Source organism: Paenibacillus glacialis, assembly GCF_001637205.1.
Lineage (GTDB): Bacteria > Bacillota > Bacilli > Paenibacillales > Paenibacillaceae > Paenibacillus_AQ > Paenibacillus_AQ glacialis.
The window spans coordinates 162,479-182,282 of record NZ_LVJH01000058.1; the positions used below are offsets into that span (position 1 = coordinate 162,479).

13 protein-coding genes are annotated in these 19,804 nt (G+C 41.4%); 4 read left to right on the forward strand and 9 right to left on the reverse strand.

The window, feature by feature from the left end; genetic code table 11:
* Positions 1–532: 532 nt before the first annotated feature.
* From PGLA_RS21635 to PGLA_RS21645, 3 genes are all read right to left on the reverse strand, one after another.
* Positions 533–1,360, reverse strand: coding sequence for a carbohydrate ABC transporter permease (locus PGLA_RS21635; RefSeq protein WP_068536977.1), 828 nt, complete (start codon positions 1,358–1,360; stop codon positions 533–535).
* A gap of 18 nt (positions 1,361–1,378) precedes the next feature.
* A complete protein-coding gene (locus PGLA_RS21640) occupies positions 1,379–2,266 on the reverse strand; it encodes a carbohydrate ABC transporter permease (protein ID WP_068536979.1) in 888 nt (295 codons plus the stop codon).
* 90 nt (positions 2,267–2,356) lie between these two features.
* Positions 2,357–3,616, reverse strand: coding sequence for a sugar ABC transporter substrate-binding protein (locus tag PGLA_RS21645; protein WP_068536981.1), 1,260 nt, complete (start codon positions 3,614–3,616; stop codon positions 2,357–2,359).
* A gap of 399 nt (positions 3,617–4,015) precedes the next feature.
* On the opposite strand from PGLA_RS21645, the gene PGLA_RS21650 reads away from it, so the two are divergent.
* The 3 genes from PGLA_RS21650 to PGLA_RS21660 all read left to right on the forward strand — a co-directional run bounded on the left by PGLA_RS21650 (position 4,016) and on the right by PGLA_RS21660 (position 10,605).
* The gene (locus PGLA_RS21650; RefSeq protein ID WP_068536983.1) at positions 4,016–6,181 is read left to right on the forward strand and encodes a glycoside hydrolase family 3 N-terminal domain-containing protein; all 2,166 of its coding nucleotides are present in this window, start codon (positions 4,016–4,018) and stop codon (positions 6,179–6,181) included.
* Between the two features lie 18 nt (positions 6,182–6,199).
* Positions 6,200–9,544, forward strand: coding sequence for a GH36-type glycosyl hydrolase domain-containing protein (locus PGLA_RS21655; protein WP_068536989.1), 3,345 nt, complete (start codon positions 6,200–6,202; stop codon positions 9,542–9,544).
* Positions 9,545–9,639: 95 nt separating this feature from the next.
* Entirely contained in the window at positions 9,640–10,605 is a 966-nt protein-coding gene (locus PGLA_RS21660) for a LacI family DNA-binding transcriptional regulator (protein ID WP_068537157.1), read from the forward strand.
* Between the two features lie 190 nt (positions 10,606–10,795).
* Here PGLA_RS21660 and PGLA_RS21665 read toward each other — a convergent pair whose 3' ends face one another.
* The 3 genes from PGLA_RS21665 to PGLA_RS21675 are packed head-to-tail and all read right to left on the reverse strand — an operon-like array spanning position 10,796 to position 14,396.
* Complete coding sequence (locus tag PGLA_RS21665) at positions 10,796–13,255, reverse strand: ABC transporter permease (RefSeq protein WP_211269600.1); 2,460 nt, start codon at positions 13,253–13,255, stop codon at positions 10,796–10,798.
* A gap of 2 nt (positions 13,256–13,257) precedes the next feature.
* Positions 13,258–13,962: an ABC transporter ATP-binding protein gene (locus PGLA_RS21670; protein ID WP_068536994.1), complete on the reverse strand. Its 705-nt coding sequence runs from the start codon at positions 13,960–13,962 to the stop codon at positions 13,258–13,260.
* Positions 13,959–14,396 carry a MarR family winged helix-turn-helix transcriptional regulator gene (locus tag PGLA_RS21675; protein WP_068536996.1) on the reverse strand — a complete coding sequence of 146 codons (438 nt, stop codon included), beginning with the start codon at positions 14,394–14,396 and terminating at the stop codon, positions 13,959–13,961. The genes PGLA_RS21670 and PGLA_RS21675 overlap by 4 nt, the downstream gene beginning before the upstream one ends.
* 258 nt (positions 14,397–14,654) lie before the next feature.
* On the opposite strand from PGLA_RS21675, the gene PGLA_RS21680 reads away from it, so the two are divergent.
* A complete protein-coding gene (locus tag PGLA_RS21680; protein WP_068536999.1) occupies positions 14,655–16,571 on the forward strand; it encodes a beta-N-acetylhexosaminidase in 1,917 nt (638 codons plus the stop codon).
* 936 nt (positions 16,572–17,507) lie between these two features.
* Here the strand turns inward: PGLA_RS21680 and PGLA_RS21685 are convergent.
* Genes PGLA_RS21685 through PGLA_RS21695 form a run of 3 tightly spaced genes read right to left on the reverse strand, consistent with a single transcriptional unit; the run spans position 17,508 to position 19,729 of the window.
* Entirely contained in the window at positions 17,508–18,134 is a 627-nt protein-coding gene (locus tag PGLA_RS21685) for a hypothetical protein (protein ID WP_068537002.1), read from the reverse strand.
* Positions 18,135–18,171: 37 nt separating this feature from the next.
* Positions 18,172–18,459 carry a hypothetical protein gene (locus PGLA_RS21690; RefSeq protein WP_068537005.1) on the reverse strand — a complete coding sequence of 96 codons (288 nt, stop codon included), beginning with the start codon at positions 18,457–18,459 and terminating at the stop codon, positions 18,172–18,174.
* A gap of 52 nt (positions 18,460–18,511) precedes the next feature.
* On the reverse strand, positions 18,512–19,729 hold the full coding sequence (locus tag PGLA_RS21695; RefSeq protein ID WP_084411393.1) for an RHS repeat domain-containing protein: 1,218 nt from the start codon (positions 19,727–19,729) through the stop codon (positions 18,512–18,514).
* Positions 19,730–19,804: the final 75 nt, after the last annotated feature.

Consider the following 19,804-nt stretch of genomic DNA (forward strand, 5'->3'; position numbering starts at 1 on the left):
TTAATGATGATGCAAAAAAAAATGTGAATCAAGGTCCTTTTTTACTATTATATTTTTAAATATTAAAATCTTTAAACCGCAAAATTTTACAAAATAATAAAATATAATAGCCTGAATTAACAATATGCTGACACCTCAGGAGATAGTCATTTAGCCGTTCGAAAGTCCGAAAAAAAAAGAAACCGCCATCTCGGTAACGTGGACGATCCACCCAACCAAAGAAGCGATTTCTTCATTTATTCATGTATTTTAAACCTTTCCTGCTGAACTAGTTCTTTCAATATCTCCTACACTTTAACTACTAAAGCATCACTTATTGGTGTCAAAATGACATTAGGCTCATAAGCTGTCGGGTTAAATTGATACAGCGTTCTGACAGCGTTCGACCAAGTTGTAATCAACTTCGTGTTCTAATTTACCTTCGTATGTCCTAGTTCAATAGCCCTCTTCATGTGCAGATGTAGTATACAATAGGTACCCGCAGCCTAAACACCTTTTTCTCAGTGTTCATGCTTTGGGTACCCGTTTATCGTTATTTCAAACCGCTAGTGGTGTAGTTCTCAATAATGTTCTTCTGGAAAATAATAAAGATGATGATAATTGGCATAACCATAAAGGTTGCGCCCGCCATCTGTAAGGCAAAATTACCGCCGTACTGACTTTTCAGTAACGAAAGACCGACGGACAAGGTATATAACTTCTCATCGTTAGCCATAATTAATGGCCATAGGAAGCTGTTCCAACCACCGATAAAGGCAAGAATGGCTTGTACAGCAAGAATAGGCTTCGACACAGGAAGAATAATTTGCACGAAGGTTCTGAACTCACTAGCTCCATCGAGTCGAGTCGCTTCAATAATTTCATCTGGAATGGTCGTCATAAACTGACGGAATAGGAATATCCCAAACGCCCCCACCAGACCAGGTAATACAATCCCCAGCATCGTGTTCGTCAAATTCAGTTTATTCAAGATCAGATACACTGGAATCATCGTTACCTGGCTAGGAATCATCATCGTTGCCAACACCATAAAGAAAATACCATCTTTCCCTTTAAAGTTGTACTTGGCAAAGCCAAAACCAGCCATCGCATTCAGGAACATTCCAAAGAATGAGAAGAGGACGATGATCAAGGTGTTTTTCAAATATACTGCAAAGTTCATATTTTCGAATAAATTCTTATAGTTCTCGAACGTAAATCCCTGCGGCCATAATGTCGGTGGAATCAGGATAACTTCACTTTCCGTCTTAAAGGATGACAAGATCATCCAAATAAATGGAAGTACAAACATGATACCCCCGAGTGTTAATACAATCCCTGCAATCCATTGAAATAATTTATCTTTTTTATTGCTGTTCATCGGTTCACCTCCGCTCTGTTAATAATCTGATTCTTTATTCTGTACTTTGTATTGAACCAACGTTACTGCGATGACAGCGATAAATAAGACAAATGATCCGGCCGCAGCATATCCAAAGTTACTCAATTGGAAACCATTTTTATAAATAAACAATGCAGCTGACATCGTACCATCCAATGGTCCACCCTTCGTCATAATGAACGGTTCTTCGAAGAACTGTAACCATCCAATCATTGTCGTAATCGATACGAAGAAGATTGCAAAGCGCAACATCGGAAGTGTGATTTTTGTAATCTGCTGCCATGTATTCGCACCATCCAATTCCGCAGCTTCATAGTAAGACCTTGGAATACCTTGTAATGCCGCAATGAAGATGATCATATTAAGACCTACTGCTCTCCAAAGAGCCATGAGAATCAATGATATTTTAGCTACCGTTGGCTCAGTTAACCACGGAATGGCAGACAAGTTCATAGATTCTAAAATGTAATTAAATAGACCAAATGCCGGGTTGTACAAATAAGCCCAGACAACTGCTACAGCTACAACGTTCGTAACCGAAGGTAAATAAAAGACAACACGAAATACTTTAAATACTTTAGCCTTACCTAAGTTAATCAATAACGCCACACTAAGTGAGGTTAATATAACCAACGGAACACCAATGACAACGTAAAACAACGTATTGAAAATTGCTTTCAAGAAAACTGGATCCGATAGAACATTAATATAGTTCTTAATACCAATAAAACTCAAATTTGAATAGTCTGCTAATCCCGCCAAATCCATATCCGTAAAACTAATGAATAGAGCTACGAAGATAGGTAGCAGCGAAAATACAGAAAGTAATATGATCGCAGGTGCAATAAATAAATAAGGCGCTTTTCTTGATGTGAAACCTTTCATACCCTAGTCACTTCCTTTACTCAGGTTCCAATAGACAGACAATGAGCGTGCTAACCTGCTAGTGTAGCAAGTTAGCCTCATTGCTCGTTATTATTTTTTAATGATGGATTCAGCTTTCTTGTTGAATTCGTCCATTTCTTTTTGAACATCAATACCTGGTGTACGGTACACTTTTTCAAAGCTGCTCAAGAAGCTTTGTGCTGTTTCTTCAAATGTTTTTGTAGAAGGCATTGGAACAGCTGTTGCTAATTGCTCACCGAATACTTTATAGTTCGCATCATTTTGAAGAACTGGATTGTTCCAAGCTTCTTGCGTAGAAGGAAGCGAATTCGTTAATTCCATCCACTTCAATTGGATTTCAGGCTTCGCCATGAACTCTACAAATTTCAGTGATGCATCTTGATTTTTTGTGAATTGGAACACGGACATGTTCGCTCCGCCTAGAGATGAGAAATTATTTACTTTACCTGCTGGTAATACGGCTGTTGCCCATTTACCTTCAAGCTCAGGTGCTTGATTTTGAATTAAGTTAACCATCCAAGGTCCACTGATGAACATCGGTGAAACACCTTCGCCACGGAATCCTTGAATCGCATCGATACCAAGATCCATTGGAGCAGATTTATCTGTAAAGAATTGTTGCATGTACTTAACTGAATCCACAAATTCCGGTTGGTTGAATAACGGTTTACCGTCTGCATCAAACAATGTGGAACCATTCTGACGAGCTAACATAAATGCTAGAGATTGCTCTTTAACATCAAGAGAGAATCCGTACTTCCCTTCGCCACGAGCAGCTAATTTCTTCGAAGCATCAAGCATTTCATCCCATGTTTTTGGTGCTTGTTCATAACCTACTTCTTTTAATAGGTCTGTACGATAGTAAAGAACACGAGTATCGATGTACCACGGTGCGCTTACATAACTACCTTCAAATGTTCCAGTTTCAACAGAACCTGGGTAAAAATTTTCTTGTTTCAATCCAGGGTATTTATCTAAATGTGGAGTTAAATCCAACAATGCTTTCGCATTTGCGAATTCTGGAATCCAAGTTGTACCCATTTGCACAACGTCTGGACCTTTTTTCGATGCAACAGCTGTTAACAATTTGTCATGTGCTGTATCCCAAGGTAATGTTTGTACCTCAACTTTAATGTTTGGATTTTCTGCTTCAAACAGTTCAGCGATCTTCGGAATCGATTTGGCTTCCTCACCCATGCCCCATACACTAATTGTTGTCTTTTTATCACTTGCGTTACCTGTGTCTGCTGATTTCGATCCACATCCTGTAAGGATACCCATAACAAGTACAGTAGATGCTAATCCCGTTGCTAATGTTTTTTTACGCATTTTTAATTTCCTCCCAAATCATAATAGTAGAGTTGAAAACCCCTTGTCTAATATAGGCTAGACCGGCCCCCTCGGAATTAAAGTAATGCTACCTATTAATTCGAATGACTGACTATAACATTCAAACAAACGTTTCTATTAACACAATTAAACAATGATAAAATCGTAAAACTAATAATATAAACGTTTCGATAGTCATTATATAACAGGTTGAAATCGTATTCAAGTGTATAATTTTAATTCTTCGAAACGTTTTCATTTAAAACAATCGCTATAAAAAGATTGGTTGACGCCGCATTTAAAGGTGTTTATAATGGTCCTTGTTGATTATAGAAACGTTTCGACAGTTTAAAATGTTGCTAAACTGCGTTTATAGCTTTACAAGATGGAGGGAATCATATGCCAGAACAACAGTTGCGGATATTAATAAATCAAATGTCTATAGAAGAGAAAATTAGCCAGCTACTTCAGTTGGCAGGACCGTTTTTTGAAGGATCCGAAAGCCAAGGTGAAATTACAGGTCCTATGGAAGCCCTTGGAATAACAGATCATTCGATTCGAAATACAGGTTCGGTATTAGGATTAACAGGAGCTAAAGAAGTCATACAAGTGCAAGAAGCTCATTTAAAAAATAATCGCTTAGGTATCCCACTATTAATGATGGCGGATATTGTTCATGGATATAAAACGATCTTCCCTGTCCCACTTGCGATCGGTTGCTCATGGGATATGGATATGGCAGAAAACACTGCTGTGATAGCAGCTGCAGAAGCTTCAGCCGCTGGTGTGCACGTTACGTTCGCACCGATGGTTGACCTTGTACGTGATCCACGTTGGGGAAGAGTTATGGAATCTACAGGGGAAGATCCTTTCCTTAATAGTGAATTTGCAAGAGCCTTCGTAAGAGGTTTCCAAGGATCGGATTTAACGCAAGATCGTTCTCGTGTAGCAGCATGTGTGAAACATTTCGCCGCTTACGGTGCATCAGAAGGCGGTCGTGACTATAATACGGTGGATATGTCCGAACGCCAATTGCGCGAATACTATCTACCGGCTTACCGTGCAGCATTAGACGAAGGTTGCGAAATGGTCATGACAGCATTTAATACAGTCGATGGTATTCCAGCTACTGGAAATCGCCGTTTGATGAGAGACTTACTTCGCGATGAATGGGGCTTTGACGGTGTCTTGATTTCCGATTGGGGTGCAGTTAAAGAGATGATTCCTCACGGCATTGCTGCGGGTGAAGCTGAAGCTGCCTATAGAGCCATTCAAGCTGGTGTTGATATTGAAATGATGACGCCTAGCTATGAACATCATTTAAAAGGACTGATCGAAAACGGACAAGTGGACGAATCCCTTCTTGATGAAGCCGTCATGCGTATTTTGAAATTGAAGCACACACTAGGCTTGTTCGATAACCCGCATCGTGGCGCAAGTATCGAGCTTGAGCAAGAGCTCATTTTATCAGAAACACATCGTCAAGCTGCTCGAGATGCAGCCGCTAAATCTTGTGTGTTATTGAAGAATGACAATGTTCTACCTTTAAAAAAAGAGCAAAAGATAGCTTTGATAGGTCCATTCGCTCAAAGTGGCGATATTCTCGGTCCATGGTCATGGATGGGATCGAAAGAAGAAGCTATTCAGGTATACACCGGTATGGTCAATCTTGTAGGTTCTACGAATATCACCACCGCACAAGGTTGTGATATTGAGACGGGAACGGAAGCTCAATTGGCAGAAGCGTTATTAGCAGCACAACACTCCGATGTCATTGTGCTCGCATTAGGTGAACATTCAGAGATGAGCGGCGAAGCTGGTAGCCTTGCAGATATTCGGCTCCCTCAGATTCAGCTAGAATTGATCGCTGCGTTACAATCGTTGAACAAGCCCATGGTTGCGGTTCTATTTAACGGACGCCCACTCGATTTACACGGGGTCTACGACCAAGTGGATGCCGTACTTGAAGCTTGGTATCCAGGAACCGAAGGCGGAGCAGCCATTGCTGATTTATTATATGGCAGACAGAATCCATCGGCTCGATTAACCATGTCATTCCCATATTCAGTGGGTCAAGTACCTGTCTACTACAACCATTTCAATACAGGTCGTCCACAAGGCGCACCGGATGCACAAGTACGTTATGTATCGCAATACTTGGACATCCCTAATGAACCATTATTACCTTTCGGGTATGGTCTTAGCTACACAACTTTTGAATATAGCGAGGCGACTATTTCTTCGACAACGATGACACTGGAACAACCTTTGACCATCAAGGTACGTGTCACCAACACAGGCGAATGTACAGGTGAAGAGCTTGTACAATTATATATCCGAGACTTAGTTGGAGAAGTGGTACGTCCAGTTAAGGAATTAAAGTCCTTCCGCAAAATCATATTAGAACCGAAGGAAAGTCAAGAAGTTACCTTTACATTAACGGAAGAACAGCTTCGCTATCATCATTCAAACTTAGAATTCAAGAGCGATTTCGGAGACTTTCATGCTTATATCGGCAGTAATAGTCGGGACGTTACAGAACTGAAATTTACATTAACCAAGTAGGGAAAGCGAGTGGGGAAAATGACAATGAGGAATACTTCGAATTTTCAAATACAATCAAATAACTTAGCGTTTACATTTATGAATAGCGGAGATATCCGTGAAATACTTATGAATCGTACGATGATTAATCAATGGATCGCTAATCCACTAGATGGATCGCTAAACAATTTATACCTTCGTATACACACCGAATCCGGCATAAATATCACGCCACTACTTGGTATTCAATCCACTAGTGAAATAAGCTATACAGATACTCAAGTGATCTATAACGGCATATTCGAATCCCTTCGCTATCGTGTAACGTTCACTTTAACACCGATGAATATTTGGTTCTGGGATGTTCAAGTTGAAGGACAAGGCGAAGTTGTTGATATCATCTACGGACAAGATATGGGTCTAGCGGATCAAGCGGCTGTCCGCTCGAACGAAGCCTATCTATCTCAGTATATTGACCATGCCATGTTTGAAGATGCAGAGAAAGGTTACGTCGTATGCTCACGTCAGAATATGCCGCAAGCCGGCGAATTCCCTTACATCCAACAAGGTTCGTTAACGAAGACCGTGGGCTTCTCGACAGATGGCTTCCAATTCTTCGGTCTATCTTATAAATCGACGAATCAAGCTGCTGCACTTCAACAGACTCAATTAAATAATGAAATCTATCAATATGAATTTGCCTATACTGCGTTACAATCAGAACGGGTAACGATCAATGGGACTGCACATTTTGTATTCTACGGGCTATTCAGTCCAGATCATCCGAGCGCCATTACATCTCTTGAATTCAACCAAGAAATTGCAGAAGCATGGGCTTACGTATCTGAACAGCAAATAACAGCAACCACATCCATTAGTAAAGTAAGCATTGGATCGCATATCGCCTCACCACTAGCAACCGAATCCATGACATTAGAAGAAGTGAAGACACTCTTCCCTAACCGTCACCAAGAAGAGTGGCACGGCGAAGAATTGTTGTCCTTCTTTACGGATACGCACGAACATATTGTATTGAAAGCCAAAGAATTGCTCGTAGAGCGCCCGCATGGTCACATTTTAATGACTGGGGACAATGCGCGTTTAAATAGTCAAATCTTAACCACAACTTCGTATATGTATGGTATATTCAACTCACAATTAGTTGTTGGAAATACGTCTTGCAACAAAATGATAACAAATGCTCGTAACGCGCTGAACGTGATGAAAACGTCTGGTCAACGCATTTACATCGAACTCGAAGGTACTTATCACCTACTCACCATGCCTTCCATGTTCGAAATGGGCTTTAACTATGCTCGCTGGCACTACAAAATGGCTGACGATACGATCATCATTACGAATCACACAACGGTAAACACACCAGAATTACACTTACAAGTTCGTTCTGCAAGTGGCGAAGCTTATCGTTATCTCGTAACGAATCAAGTCGTAATGAACAATAATGAGTACGTTACACCTTATCACATGGAACAGTCTGAATCCGTACTTACATTCCGTGCGGATTCAGCGTCCGATAGTGCTAATACGCTTTCTCAGCTCTGCTATCGCATGAAATTTACAGGTGCAGATATGACAGTGCAAGACGAATCGGCGTTGGCTAAACAAGTGGATGCCGGATCAACTTCACTTGTAGTCCTTGAACTATCTACGACAAGTGAGTGGAATATGACGGCTCAAGGATTAATTGACGGTGAATATATCCCTTTCGGAACTTCGGATGCAAATACCGAGATCGCTCAGTACCGTGCATTCTTTGAACAAGTGATGAATGGATTTAACCTGAATCATCCCGAAGGTCTTACCGATGAGATTCAAAAAGTAAACGCCCTAGCATGGTGGTATACTCACAATATGCTAGTACACTATTCTGTTCCACACGGATTAGAGCAATACGGCGGTGCAGCATGGGGTACGCGTGATGTATGCCAAGGTCCAATAGAATATTTTATGGCGACTCAAAAATATGATGAAGTACGTGACATTATTAAGATGGTGTTCACGCATCAATATGAGGATGAAGGCAACTGGCCGCAATGGTTCATGTTCGATCAATACTACCGTATTCAACAAGAAGAAAGCCATGGCGACATTATTGTGTGGCCACTCAAAATATTAGGTGATTATCTGAACTTTACGAAGGATTACAGCATTCTCCAAGAAGAGGTGCCTTATTCCATCCGTCACACAGGCGAATTAACAACAAAGACAGCAACCATCTATGATCATGCTAAGAAAGAAATCGATTATATTAAAGACCATTTCTTACATGATACGCACTTATCTTCTTATGGCGATGGCGACTGGGACGATACGCTTCAACCTGCAAATGCACAGTTGAAACAGTATATGGTCAGCAGTTGGACGGTAGCATTAACATACCAAGTGTTCAATCAACTATCTTCGGCGCTATCCCATCATGATGAAGCGATGTCTGCTGAATTAAGCGATCTTGCTACAGGTATTCAAGCTGACTTTAATCGCTATATGTTGCAAACCAATGTCATTCCAGGCTTTGTATATATGGAAGAACCAGGTCAAGCAGAATTGATGCTACATCCTTCAGATACGAAGACAGGCATTCAATACCGCCTCCTTCCGATGACTCGCAGTATGATCGGTGAATTACTAACCGAAGAGCAAGCTTTGGCTCACTATGAGCTTATTAAGAAAGAACTCTATTGTCCGGATGGCGTACGTTTGATGAACCGTCCAGCTCAATATGTTGGTGGTGTAAGCTCGAACTTCAAGCGTGCTGAACAAGCATCGAACTTTGGTCGTGAAGTCGGTCTACAATACGTTCATGCACACATCCGCTTCGTTGAAGCAATGGCCAAGCTCGGTAAAGCCGATGAAACTTGGAAAGGTCTTGCCATGATCAACCCTATTGGCATCCGAAGCGTCGTACCGAATGCTGAATTACGTCAGAGCAACGCTTACTTTAGTAGCTCCGACGGGAAGTTCAATAACCGTTACGAAGCACAGGAAAGGTTCAACGAATTACGTACGGGCGATGTCGCTGTCAAAGGCGGTTGGAGAATCTACTCTAGCGGTCCTGGGATCTACATGAACCAATTGATCTCTAACTGCTTAGGTATTCGTCATGAAGGTGGCGATCTGATTCTGGATCCTGTCCTACCAACGACATGCGATGGTATGCTATTCGACTTCACACTCAACGGATATAAGACACGCTTTGTCTACCATATTACCGGTCAAGCGATCAGCCGTGTAACCGTAAATGAGAAAGATGTTACTGTAACGCAAACAGCGAACCGGTATCGTAAGGGTGGCATTCGTATCAACGAGCAACAATTAGGTGATTTGATGAACGAAATGATGAATGAAATCAACATTTATATGTAAAATCTTTATGGCGATCTTTCGGGATCGCCATAAAATTTGATATAGTAGAATAAAGAAGTATCATAATGACGGAGAGAACGTTAGGAGCGAATGTCGTGATCAGCATTAAAGATATCGCTAAAAAAGCCGGGGTTTCGATCTCGACCGTTTCTTATGCGCTAAACAGAAGTTCCAAAGTCACCGAGGAAACCGCATCAAGAATATTAGCTATAGCCAAAGAATTAAATTACGTACCTAATGCAGCCGCTCGAAATTTAAAAAGACGTGAGACTAAAATTATCGGTGCGTTCTTAACGGATTACAATGGTGTTTTTTATGGTGATTTATTGCAAGGAATGAAAGAAGTTCTGAACAAAAATGGCTATGATTTAATCGTCTGTAGCGGAAAACAGTCGCATCGTCTGTTGCCGGAGAAAATGATCGACGGCGCGATCGTCTTAGATGCATGTTTCTCAAGTGAGGAATTGCTACTTCATGCAGATCGTGGTCATAAACTGGTTGTTCTCGACAGAGAATTAAAGCACCCTAACATCAACCAAGTATTGCTTGATAATAAAGCAGGGGCTGGACTCGCCGTTGAATACTTAATTGAACAAGGGCATCGTAAAATTTATATTGTTACAGGACCTCCGGAATCTTTCGATTCAAATCAACGACTACAAGCCGTGAAGCAAACGATCGATAGAAATCAACCTATTGAATGCATTCTCATTCAAGGAAATTTCAATAAATCATCTGGGGAACAAGCGGCACATAAAATTATGGAAGATTATACTGAACCGGTCGCAGTCTTCTGTCTCAATGATGAAATGTCCATCGGTCTTTATAACGCCGTAAAGCAAAGTGACTTTCGCATCGGCGAACATATCCACCTGATCGGATTTGATAACATGGAGCTAACGCAATATACACAACCACGACTAGCCACCATAGATTATTCAAAGCACAAATGGGGTTCAATCGCTTCAGAACAATTATTAAAACTTATCGCTTGTGAAGAAGTAGATCAGGAACGAATCTATGTTACGTTAATTCAAGGTGATTCTGTACATCCAATATAATGCTATTCTAAATCCAAGGACGAATCCTATCTAACAAGGTAGGATTCGTCCTTGGATTTGCATATGTTAATTATGCGTTGTCTTAAACGAATGAGAAATGCACAAGAGAGCAAGCTTATTCACTAAGCTCACTCTCTCTACATTTACGTATTAAATTTTGCTGTAAACCTCCACATTAATATTAATAGCTTTAATCACTTGCTTTCATAGAGTCGACCATTTCTATCTTTTTAAGCTTCCTATACAAAATTAACTGCACAATAAACGAGAATACCATCGTAATTACTGCAGATGCTATTAAGCTTGTAACAGAGATACTTCTACCGAACATTAAATCTGTTCTTTCTGCTGTTCTTACGACAAACCCATGAAGCGCTCCCCCCAACACAAGACCGACAATCGTTCCAATGATACTTAGGATAGAAATTTCCCGAAATATATACCATCCAACTTCTTTATTATGAAAACCAAGTACTTTTAATGTGGCAAGCTCTTTTCTCCGTTCACTAATGTTTATATTGGTAAGATTGTAAATCACAACGATAGCTAGCCCACCGGCCGCCATAATAAGCGCAAAGACAACATAGTTAATGCTAGACAGCAAATTGTCATAAGATTTCTTGGTTTGTGATACAAATACTGCACTCGAAACCATGTCACTCGTTAATAGCTTGGTAAGTGCCTCATCCTGCTTCGAATCGTCGGTTATGAACGTGTTTACCATCACAGCATTATAAGAGGGTTCTTTTGAGAACGCACTTGTATAATCTGCTTGATTAATATATATATAGCTTCCCACATAATTTTCAGCTATTCCTGAGAGAACGAACTTACCCGTTTCACCATCTGCATTTTCAAGGGAAAACGTATCTCCCTCTTGTATATCCAAAGCATCCGCAAGCATTTCTGTAACAATCACAGAGGACTTATCCGTAACGATTGATTTACCGCTTTGTCTATCTCTCAAATTAACAAATTCCTTGAATGTGTCTGGTTCCTTCGGAACATAAATCGTCGATATGAAACTCTCGCCGTCTCGTTTCGCGTGACCTGTTTGATTCGAAATTTCCGTATAATCATCGATCTTTTTGGTATCATTCAAAAAAGAGCTCATCACCGTGTCCAAGTGGTCATTCCCATTTAATTCGATCAGAAGATCATATTGAATGATCTCATTAAATTGCGTGTTTGCAATACTTCCTACGGAATCTCGCAGGCCGAAACCTGTAACAATCAAGGCTGTGCAGCCTGCAATTCCTGTAACCGTCATAAAAAAATGTTTCTTATAGCGGATAAGATTTCGCGCAGTTGCCTTATGGGTAAATTTCATGCGTGACCATATAAAAGGTATACGCTCAAGAAAAATACGTTTTCCAGCCTTTGGAGAACGAGGAAGCATGAGTCTTGAAGGTTTCTCCTTTAGTACATGATAACAAGCCCAGATTGTGGCAACCATCGTACATACAATGGCCAATATTGATGCAATGAAGGCCAACCCCCAACTGAAATTTGCTATAAAGGTTGGTAAATGATATCCAGACGCATAAGCATTCCACAATACGCTTGGTAACACCTGAAAACCTACGAGTAAGCCTGCGATACTTCCCAACACCGTTGCAAGCCCACAGTAAACCATGTATTTAAACATAATCGTACCTTTGCCATATCCTAATGCTTTTAAAGTTCCGATTTGTGTTCGTTCTTCTTCGACCATTCGCGTCATTGTTGTCAGAGACACAAGGGCCGCAACAAGAAAGAAGAATATCGGAAACACCGTTGCGATTGCCGCGACCTTCTCAGCATTCGTCGCAAAGCTAACATAGCTAACATTAGAATTACGGTTGAGCACATACCATTTTTGTGTTTCCTTCGATTGTGATAACCCAAGCGTTTCAAGCTTTGTAACGATTCCATCGATTTCTGTATCATATTCTTCTTTAAAGGTGTTTAAATCAGACACGCCCGAAGCCGTAATATATAAATCCGTATATGCGCCAAGTTTATAGTTACTTTCATCAACATACATCATCGCGCCGATTCTTCCGTTACCAATCTTGCTTGACTCTGGTTCCATAGATAAATACAAGGGGTTGCTGACAATACCGACCACCGTATACTCTGTGGTGTTATATGTATCACCGACATTTCCGTAATTATCATTTTCTTCGGATACGCTCATCGTAGAACCAAGCTTAATTTCAGATAAGAAATTTCCTTTTCGTTCTACAAGAGCTTCGTTTTTAGCCTGTGGCATTCTACCATCAATCAGCTTTAATCGATTAACAAACCCATTTTCATTGTCATTTAACTTCTCAAGTGGTAGACCGTAAATTCGTGTCGCCAATACTTCATTATGATTTGTTTCCATTAAGGAATCCGTAACATAGGCAGGCATAACCTCCTCTACCTCGTCCATAGCGAGAATCGCTTCTACGTCTGTATCGGTTAATCCCATTGTAGCTTTAATATTAATGTCAGCCATTTGACTGTCATCATAGTACTTATCCACCGATGCTTGCATATCAGGCGTTGTTGCAAGAAGTCCCGCAAGAAATCCAACACCAAGGGCAACAATGGCAAAGATAGCTACGAACCGTCCAAAGCTTTGTTTAATTTCACGGGTTATCGTCTTAATATAGGTTTTTTTCACGCCTACCACTCAATCCTTTCAACGGGCACAGGCGTAGAATTTATGATCATTTTTGAAACCGCCCCATTTTTAAAGTGAATGACTCGGTCTGCCATTTGCGTAATCGCCAGATTGTGAGTAATGACAATTACCGTTTTACCGGTTTGACGGCATGTATCCTGCAACAGTTGTAAGATGTTTTTACCTGTGTTGTAATCGAGCGCACCTGTTGGTTCATCACACAACAGAATCTTTGGATTTTTGGCCAATGCTCTCGCAATGGACACACGCTGCTGTTCACCACCCGACAGCTGTGCGGGAAAGTTCAACATACGCTCTGACAGTCCAACTTGAGCAAGTACTTCTTTTGCATCTTGCGGGTTTCGGCAAATTTCAGAAGCAAGTTCAACATTCTCAACGGCAGTCAAATTCTGAACAAGATTGTAGAACTGAAATACAAAACCGACATCATGCCTTCGGTAGTCGGTTAGTTGCTTTTCGTTCAATCCACTTATGTCGCGACCATCAAGCCGTATCGTACCACTGTCACATGAATCCATACCTCCAAGCATATTTAGAACAGTCGTTTTCCCCGCACCACTCGGGCCAACAATGACACAGAATTCTCCCTCTTCAATTGAAAAGCTGACATTGTCCGTAGCAGCGATTGTTTGTTCTCCAACCTGATAATGTTTAGTTACTTTCTCAAATAACACATAATCTTTCACAGGTGTTTCTCCCCTTTATCCATTATTTCTATGGAAAGCTCTATCAATCGAATTAGGTCCAACCCATTAGCCTCACCCAATCCTTTCACAAGGACGTCAAAGTATCTTTCAACATTGTCCTGCTTCTCTTTAATGAATGATTCCCCGTCTCGCGTTAATACGACACTTACGCGTCGTCTGTCCTCCGTGGACATTTCCATGGTGACATATCCTTTTTTTCTTAATGTCGAAAGTGCCGCCGTAATTCTTGGCCTTGATACATTAAGTTTGTCACTGAGATTAGAAGGATTTATTTCCAAATCACTATTCTGAGATAAATAGTGCAGCACATGTAGTTCTCCTTGTAGAAAATCTGCAAGGCAACTGAAGGCTTCCATATCGTACAACTTCGCAAGAGATGCGGTTAAATGATTTCTTAATTCAAAGTGTTCCATAGTGATCCTCCGATAGTTATTGCGAATAGTGAACAGTATTTATTATTAACACCATTTACCATAACCTATGATGTAAATTTTTACAATATCCCACTTCATTAAGTTAAAAGTTTATTTTGCTTGTCTCCCATAAGAAAGCATGTAGAATGATCGATTTCCCTTGAGGAATATACACTTTTTTCATTGTTATAAGGACAAAATTCAAGGTATACTTGTTAAATGTTGGATCACAATCTTATTTCTCAGGAGGATGCACCGATGAAATTGCGTTTTGAAGGGGATTTGACCACGCTTACGCCTGGTATACAGGCATTGTCTCATGATCTCGGATTTACCGAAGCCAAGGACGGATTAACCGTTCAAGTCGAGGTTTCGACAAGTGTTGAAGAATTGGTGGTTGGATTACATCAGGGTAAGGCGTATATACGATATGGACAAAAACATCAGTTTTTTCGCGGACTCGGCCTTCTAATCCAGCACAGTTCCAACGAAGAGACATTCGAGCTTCGGGAGAAACAACAGTTCGATACGATCGGACCGATGTTCGATCTATCCCGCAATGCTGTATTGAGCGTGAGCAGCTTCAAATTCATGCTGAATAAAATGGCCTTGATGGGGCTTAACACCGTCATGCTATATATGGAGGATACGTATGCAATCGAAGGTGAACCTTACTTCGGTTATATGCGGGGCCGATATACGCAAGTGGAACTGAAGGAGATTGACGATTATGCCGACCAATTCGGCATCGAGGCCTTCCCAAGCATTCAAACGCTCGCTCATTTGGAAGAATTCCTGAAGTGGGAGCCCGTGTCCAATTACAAAGATACAAAAGGCGCACTCCTTGTTGGAGAAGACCGAACAGATCAATTGATCGAGAAAATGATCGAAGCCGCAAGTGCTCCGTTCCGCAGCCGTAAAATCCATGTTGGTATGGACGAAGCAGAGGAGCTCGGCCGAGGTAAATATTTAGACCGCAACGGTTATAGAAGCCGATTCGATATCATGACTGAGCATCTTGAGAAGGTTCTCAACTGCGCTCGTAGCCATGGATTGAAACCAATGATGTGGAGCGATATGTTCCTGAAGCTTGCTTCAGAGAATAGCAGTGAGTATTACGATAAAGATACGCAGATTCCTGAGGAAATGGCGCGCCTTATCCCTAAAGACGTAGATATGGTGTATTGGGATTATGTACATACCGAACAGGAGGAATACGAGAATCTGATTGCTAAGCACCGTAAGCTTGGGAATAATCTGGTGTTTGCTGGTGCCGTATGGATATTCAATACATTCGGGGTCAATTACGGCTTGTCTCTGAACGCCTCGGACACGGCGCTCCAAGTGTGCAAGAAGGAAGGAATCCGTGAAGTGTACGCTACGATGTGGGGCGATGACGGAAATGAAAGTAATCCGTTTATTGCACTGCTAGGCTTACAACTCTACGCGGAGCATGCATATTCAGAAGAGAGCCCGGATCACAAATATTTAGCTGAACGGGTCAAGTTCTGTACAGGAATTGATTCCGATACTTTCCTGCAACTGAAATATTTGGACGAAACACCGGGCGCTGAGCCAAATAACCAGAAGCAGAGCAATCCTTCGAAGTTTCTACTGTACCAAGATGTGTTGCTTGGACTCTTCGACAAACAGATCGAAGGATTGGACATGGCTGAACATTATTCGAAAGTGGAGTACAATATACGCAGCCAGCGCAATAAGGATGCTGAACTGGATTACTTGTTCGAGGTACCTGAGAAGTTATGCGGTGTGTTGAAACAGAAGAGTGAAATTGGGATCACATTGAAGCGAGCCTATGATGAGAAGGACAATGAAACGTTACGACGCATTGCGACGCAAACGCTACCCACGATCTCGGATGCAGTGCGTGAGCTGCGCGCAGCTCACCGCAGCCAGTGGCTACGCATGTTTAAGCCTTTCGGCTGGGAAGTCATCGACATTCGCTACGGTGGAGTTGTTAACCGACTCGACACGGCAAGCTTAAGGATTCTCGATTATATAGAGGGCAGAATCGAACGGATCGAAGAACTCGAGCAAGAACGTCTGCTCTATAGCACAACAAACCGATTCACCAACAAAGGAGCAGGCTGGTGCAGCTTTTACTACAGAATGGCAACGCCGAACGTATTTTTCCACGTCCTTAATCCATTTTAATAAACCGAGTTGTCGGGGAGATTTTGCTCCTCCCCCTATCAAGTAGACAGTAAAACAGGCTACACTGCCAGCGCGCGTCGATGATTCATCGGTGTGCGCTGTTTTAATTTATCTAGCGTACACCGTAAGCCTTGATCCGAATGAAGTATCGTACAATAAGCAGAATATAGTAAAACAGACAAAAAGGTCACGTCTCATTGGACATGACCTTTTTGTGTTTCCTCGTTACCATCAACGCAGCACACGGCACTACACACGCATGGTATCGGTAACATAACTTTCAATTTCCTCCGTGGATTCCATCTGAAATGTGTGCTCCGGGAAAATCGCTGGATGAAGTGACTGTTGTGGTATCGTACCATAGGCTCCTTATGACCATAGAACGTGTCCTCACAGAAATGCTTCAAATCGACGCTCCCATATACAGCTTCAGTGGAATATTTCATCGTGCCAATTTCTTCGCCAAGCGCATTCATCAAATATCCTTTTAAGCATCTGAAAACCTAGAATGGTTTCTACACTGTATATATTATCTTGATTATCCATAATAAGATAATTTCATTCACTTCTTCAAGATACTCCATTCCCCCTAGTACCTTACCTGTCATAAAAACAGCTTTTTGAGCACTTCAATGGCTTTCCTAGTTGATGAATATTTCTTCATTCGCCTTCAATTCTAACCCCTCGCTTTTGCAACAGTTCCAACTTCTTGTCGTACACCCTGCAATATCCTGCTACTTGCCGTTGATGGCGTTTGTTGGAGTAAAACGTCCCCTTCCTTTTCTTCATGTTCCGCCCAGTCAACGAAAGCACGAACAGTTCGGACATTTACAAGGTTAAATATCTATTATTGTTCGGAACTGGGTGGGAGTCATATATATATAAGAAACCACAATACGAGTGTTAGTCGCATTGTGGTTAGACAATTTTTTTGTTCTACTCCAGTCTACTTGAAGTTCCTGCCCTAATATCGATTTCAAATTTTTCCTCAGGCAAGCCGAGATCTTCTGTCGTGTACATAATATAATGAGATGGATTTTTCGTCGTTTCAAGCATTACCCAGTGATTAACCTCACTAACCCCAAGTACTACAATCTTGCGTGTCTGAATATCAACTGGAATGTACATTTCCTCCCCTGAGCCCACATTTTTTAGGTAGAGCCGCGCATGACTGTTTTTTTGAAACAAATTGATTAAATCAATTCGATATTCATATTTTTCGTCATCTGTAATTTTGATTGAGTCACTTTCTACCTTTTCTTTCGCCCACCCGTTAGTGCTTACACTTTGAATCAAGGCAGTAGAAAGTATCGTTGATAACACTAGCGCAACACAGATTCCAACATAATCTACTCCGCTCGTTGGAGTCCATCCTTTAATGAGTAATATAGTAAATAATACAGCGAACAATAGAATTGGAATACCTGCACCACCTAATGTGGTAGTTCCTTTAATATCCATTCCATGTTGGAAATATGCTGTTGAACCTAGAAGAAACCAAACAAATGATGAAACACTAAATAATATTATTGCTATTAATATAAGCCGTAACCACACTCGCATACTAGACCCCCTATGGAATGAACAAGCATTAGCACAACTATCTCTTTAATATTGGCTCAATATATTTTTTCCAGATGTCTATGCTGCTGTGCATAACTGAATGAGCTTGAATTTTGGTGCCGATTTTCTCAGCATCTTTGGCACGCACATTATCTGCACCTTTAAATTTGCGTGTAAAAGTAGAAAATATTGACCACGCTCTTCCTCCAAAATCGCCTTGGACTGCATCCCTTTCATTATACATCTGAATATGTTGCCCAACCTCGGTATCTAGTTTATATCCTCTTACAGGAGTCGCAATAGTAATTAAAGCTTTTACTTTCAAACCCCTCTTATCCAAAATGTTAGCTACTTCAATTGCTATATTTCCACCATGGCTATACCCAATTAATTCTTATGGGTTCATTCGTATTTTGCCTGTGCCAGTTAAATACTTTTCGCAATATTTCCCATGACGCATCGTAACGAGCATCGTTAGAATTTTTACCAGACCAATTCAACTTTTCACTTTTCTCATGAAATAGTCCTTCAACATATTTCACAAAGTCTGCGGTCCAAGTATCTCCATCTGAAAAAGTACCATGAATGAGCCAAACCTTATGTCCACTTGGATCCGTATATATTAACGGATTATTATGAACATACGCATACAAATTCAACGTCTGCGGATCATCAATCTGCCCTTCATACGTATCCTCACCCATAAACCGTGCCGTACCTGGATCATACCAACGAGCACGAAGGTATTGCAAACCCGTCGTGTCATCCCAATATTCTCCGGCGTAACGCAGTGTATTCGGAACGGTCTCTTCTTCGATCAACGGGCCTCCCCAAATATCGTAGGTGTAGCTATTCAGCGTCTTACCATTCGCATCCACCAAGCCGACCACATCGCCGTGTCCGTTCAATTGGTAGTATTGCAACTTGCCACTTTCCTTGTCCTGACGTGCCCACAGCTGACCATACAGATCATAAATATACATGTAGCTGATATCCGCCTTACCAGTTGAAGACACTTTAGCTTCCGCTATCAGTTTCGCTTCTTCATCATAGTAGTGTCGGGTGATCTGTTCTCCCTCGGTTCGTTCATACAACAAGCCATCTCCGTTGTAGGTGTAAGATACTGTTTTACCTTCCTCTACTACCTTTTTCAACCGATTCTGACTGTCGTACGTGTACTCAGCATGTTTTAACCCAAAAATCTTGCCACTACCTTTATCCAATCGATTGCCGTTGGCATCATAGGAGTACGTTTCGTTCTGCGTACCCGCTTCGCTTTGAATCCGGTTCGACGGATCGTACGTATATTGATCCACTGCACCGTTCTGGCTGCGCGTGATGATATTTTTATTGCGGTCATAATTACAGCCGAATTGATGCGTCGTGGAACCGCCTTGTTCGATACTCATTCCAGAGAGGTCATAACCGTCATATTGATAATCGGTACTCGGGCCACTACCGAACGATTCGCGCTCCAGCATACTGTTCGCACTGTATTCAAAAGCCATGCGGTCGACTGGAGATGATGCGGATTCAGCCATGGCAGCCACGCCTCCTGAACCCGCCGTAATATCCATGGAAGTGACGCGGTTCATCGTATCCAAAGACCTAAAAAATGGTTACTTCAACAGTCATGGTATAAACCTTTGTTTTATCCACTCAATCTAACA

Excerpts from the sequence above, each read along its gene's own strand:
- PGLA_RS21635 (WP_068536977.1), bottom strand. The coding sequence starts at position 1,360 with ATGAACAGCAATAAAAAAGATAAATTATTTCAATGGATTGCAGGGATT.
- PGLA_RS21640 (WP_068536979.1), bottom strand. The coding sequence starts at position 2,266 with ATGAAAGGTTTCACATCAAGAAAAGCGCCTTATTTATTTATTGCACCT.
- PGLA_RS21645 (WP_068536981.1), bottom strand. The coding sequence starts at position 3,616 with ATGCGTAAAAAAACATTAGCAACGGGATTAGCATCTACTGTACTTGTT.
- PGLA_RS21650 (WP_068536983.1), top strand. The coding sequence starts at position 4,016 with ATGCCAGAACAACAGTTGCGGATATTAATAAATCAAATGTCTATAGAA.
- PGLA_RS21655 (WP_068536989.1), top strand. The coding sequence starts at position 6,200 with ATGACAATGAGGAATACTTCGAATTTTCAAATACAATCAAATAACTTA.
- PGLA_RS21675 (WP_068536996.1), bottom strand. The coding sequence starts at position 14,396 with ATGGAACACTTTGAATTAAGAAATCATTTAACCGCATCTCTTGCGAAG.
- PGLA_RS21680 (WP_068536999.1), top strand. The coding sequence starts at position 14,655 with ATGAAATTGCGTTTTGAAGGGGATTTGACCACGCTTACGCCTGGTATA.
- PGLA_RS21685 (WP_068537002.1), bottom strand. The coding sequence starts at position 18,134 with ATGCGAGTGTGGTTACGGCTTATATTAATAGCAATAATATTATTTAGT.
- PGLA_RS21695 (WP_084411393.1), bottom strand. The coding sequence starts at position 19,729 with ATGAACCGCGTCACTTCCATGGATATTACGGCGGGTTCAGGAGGCGTG.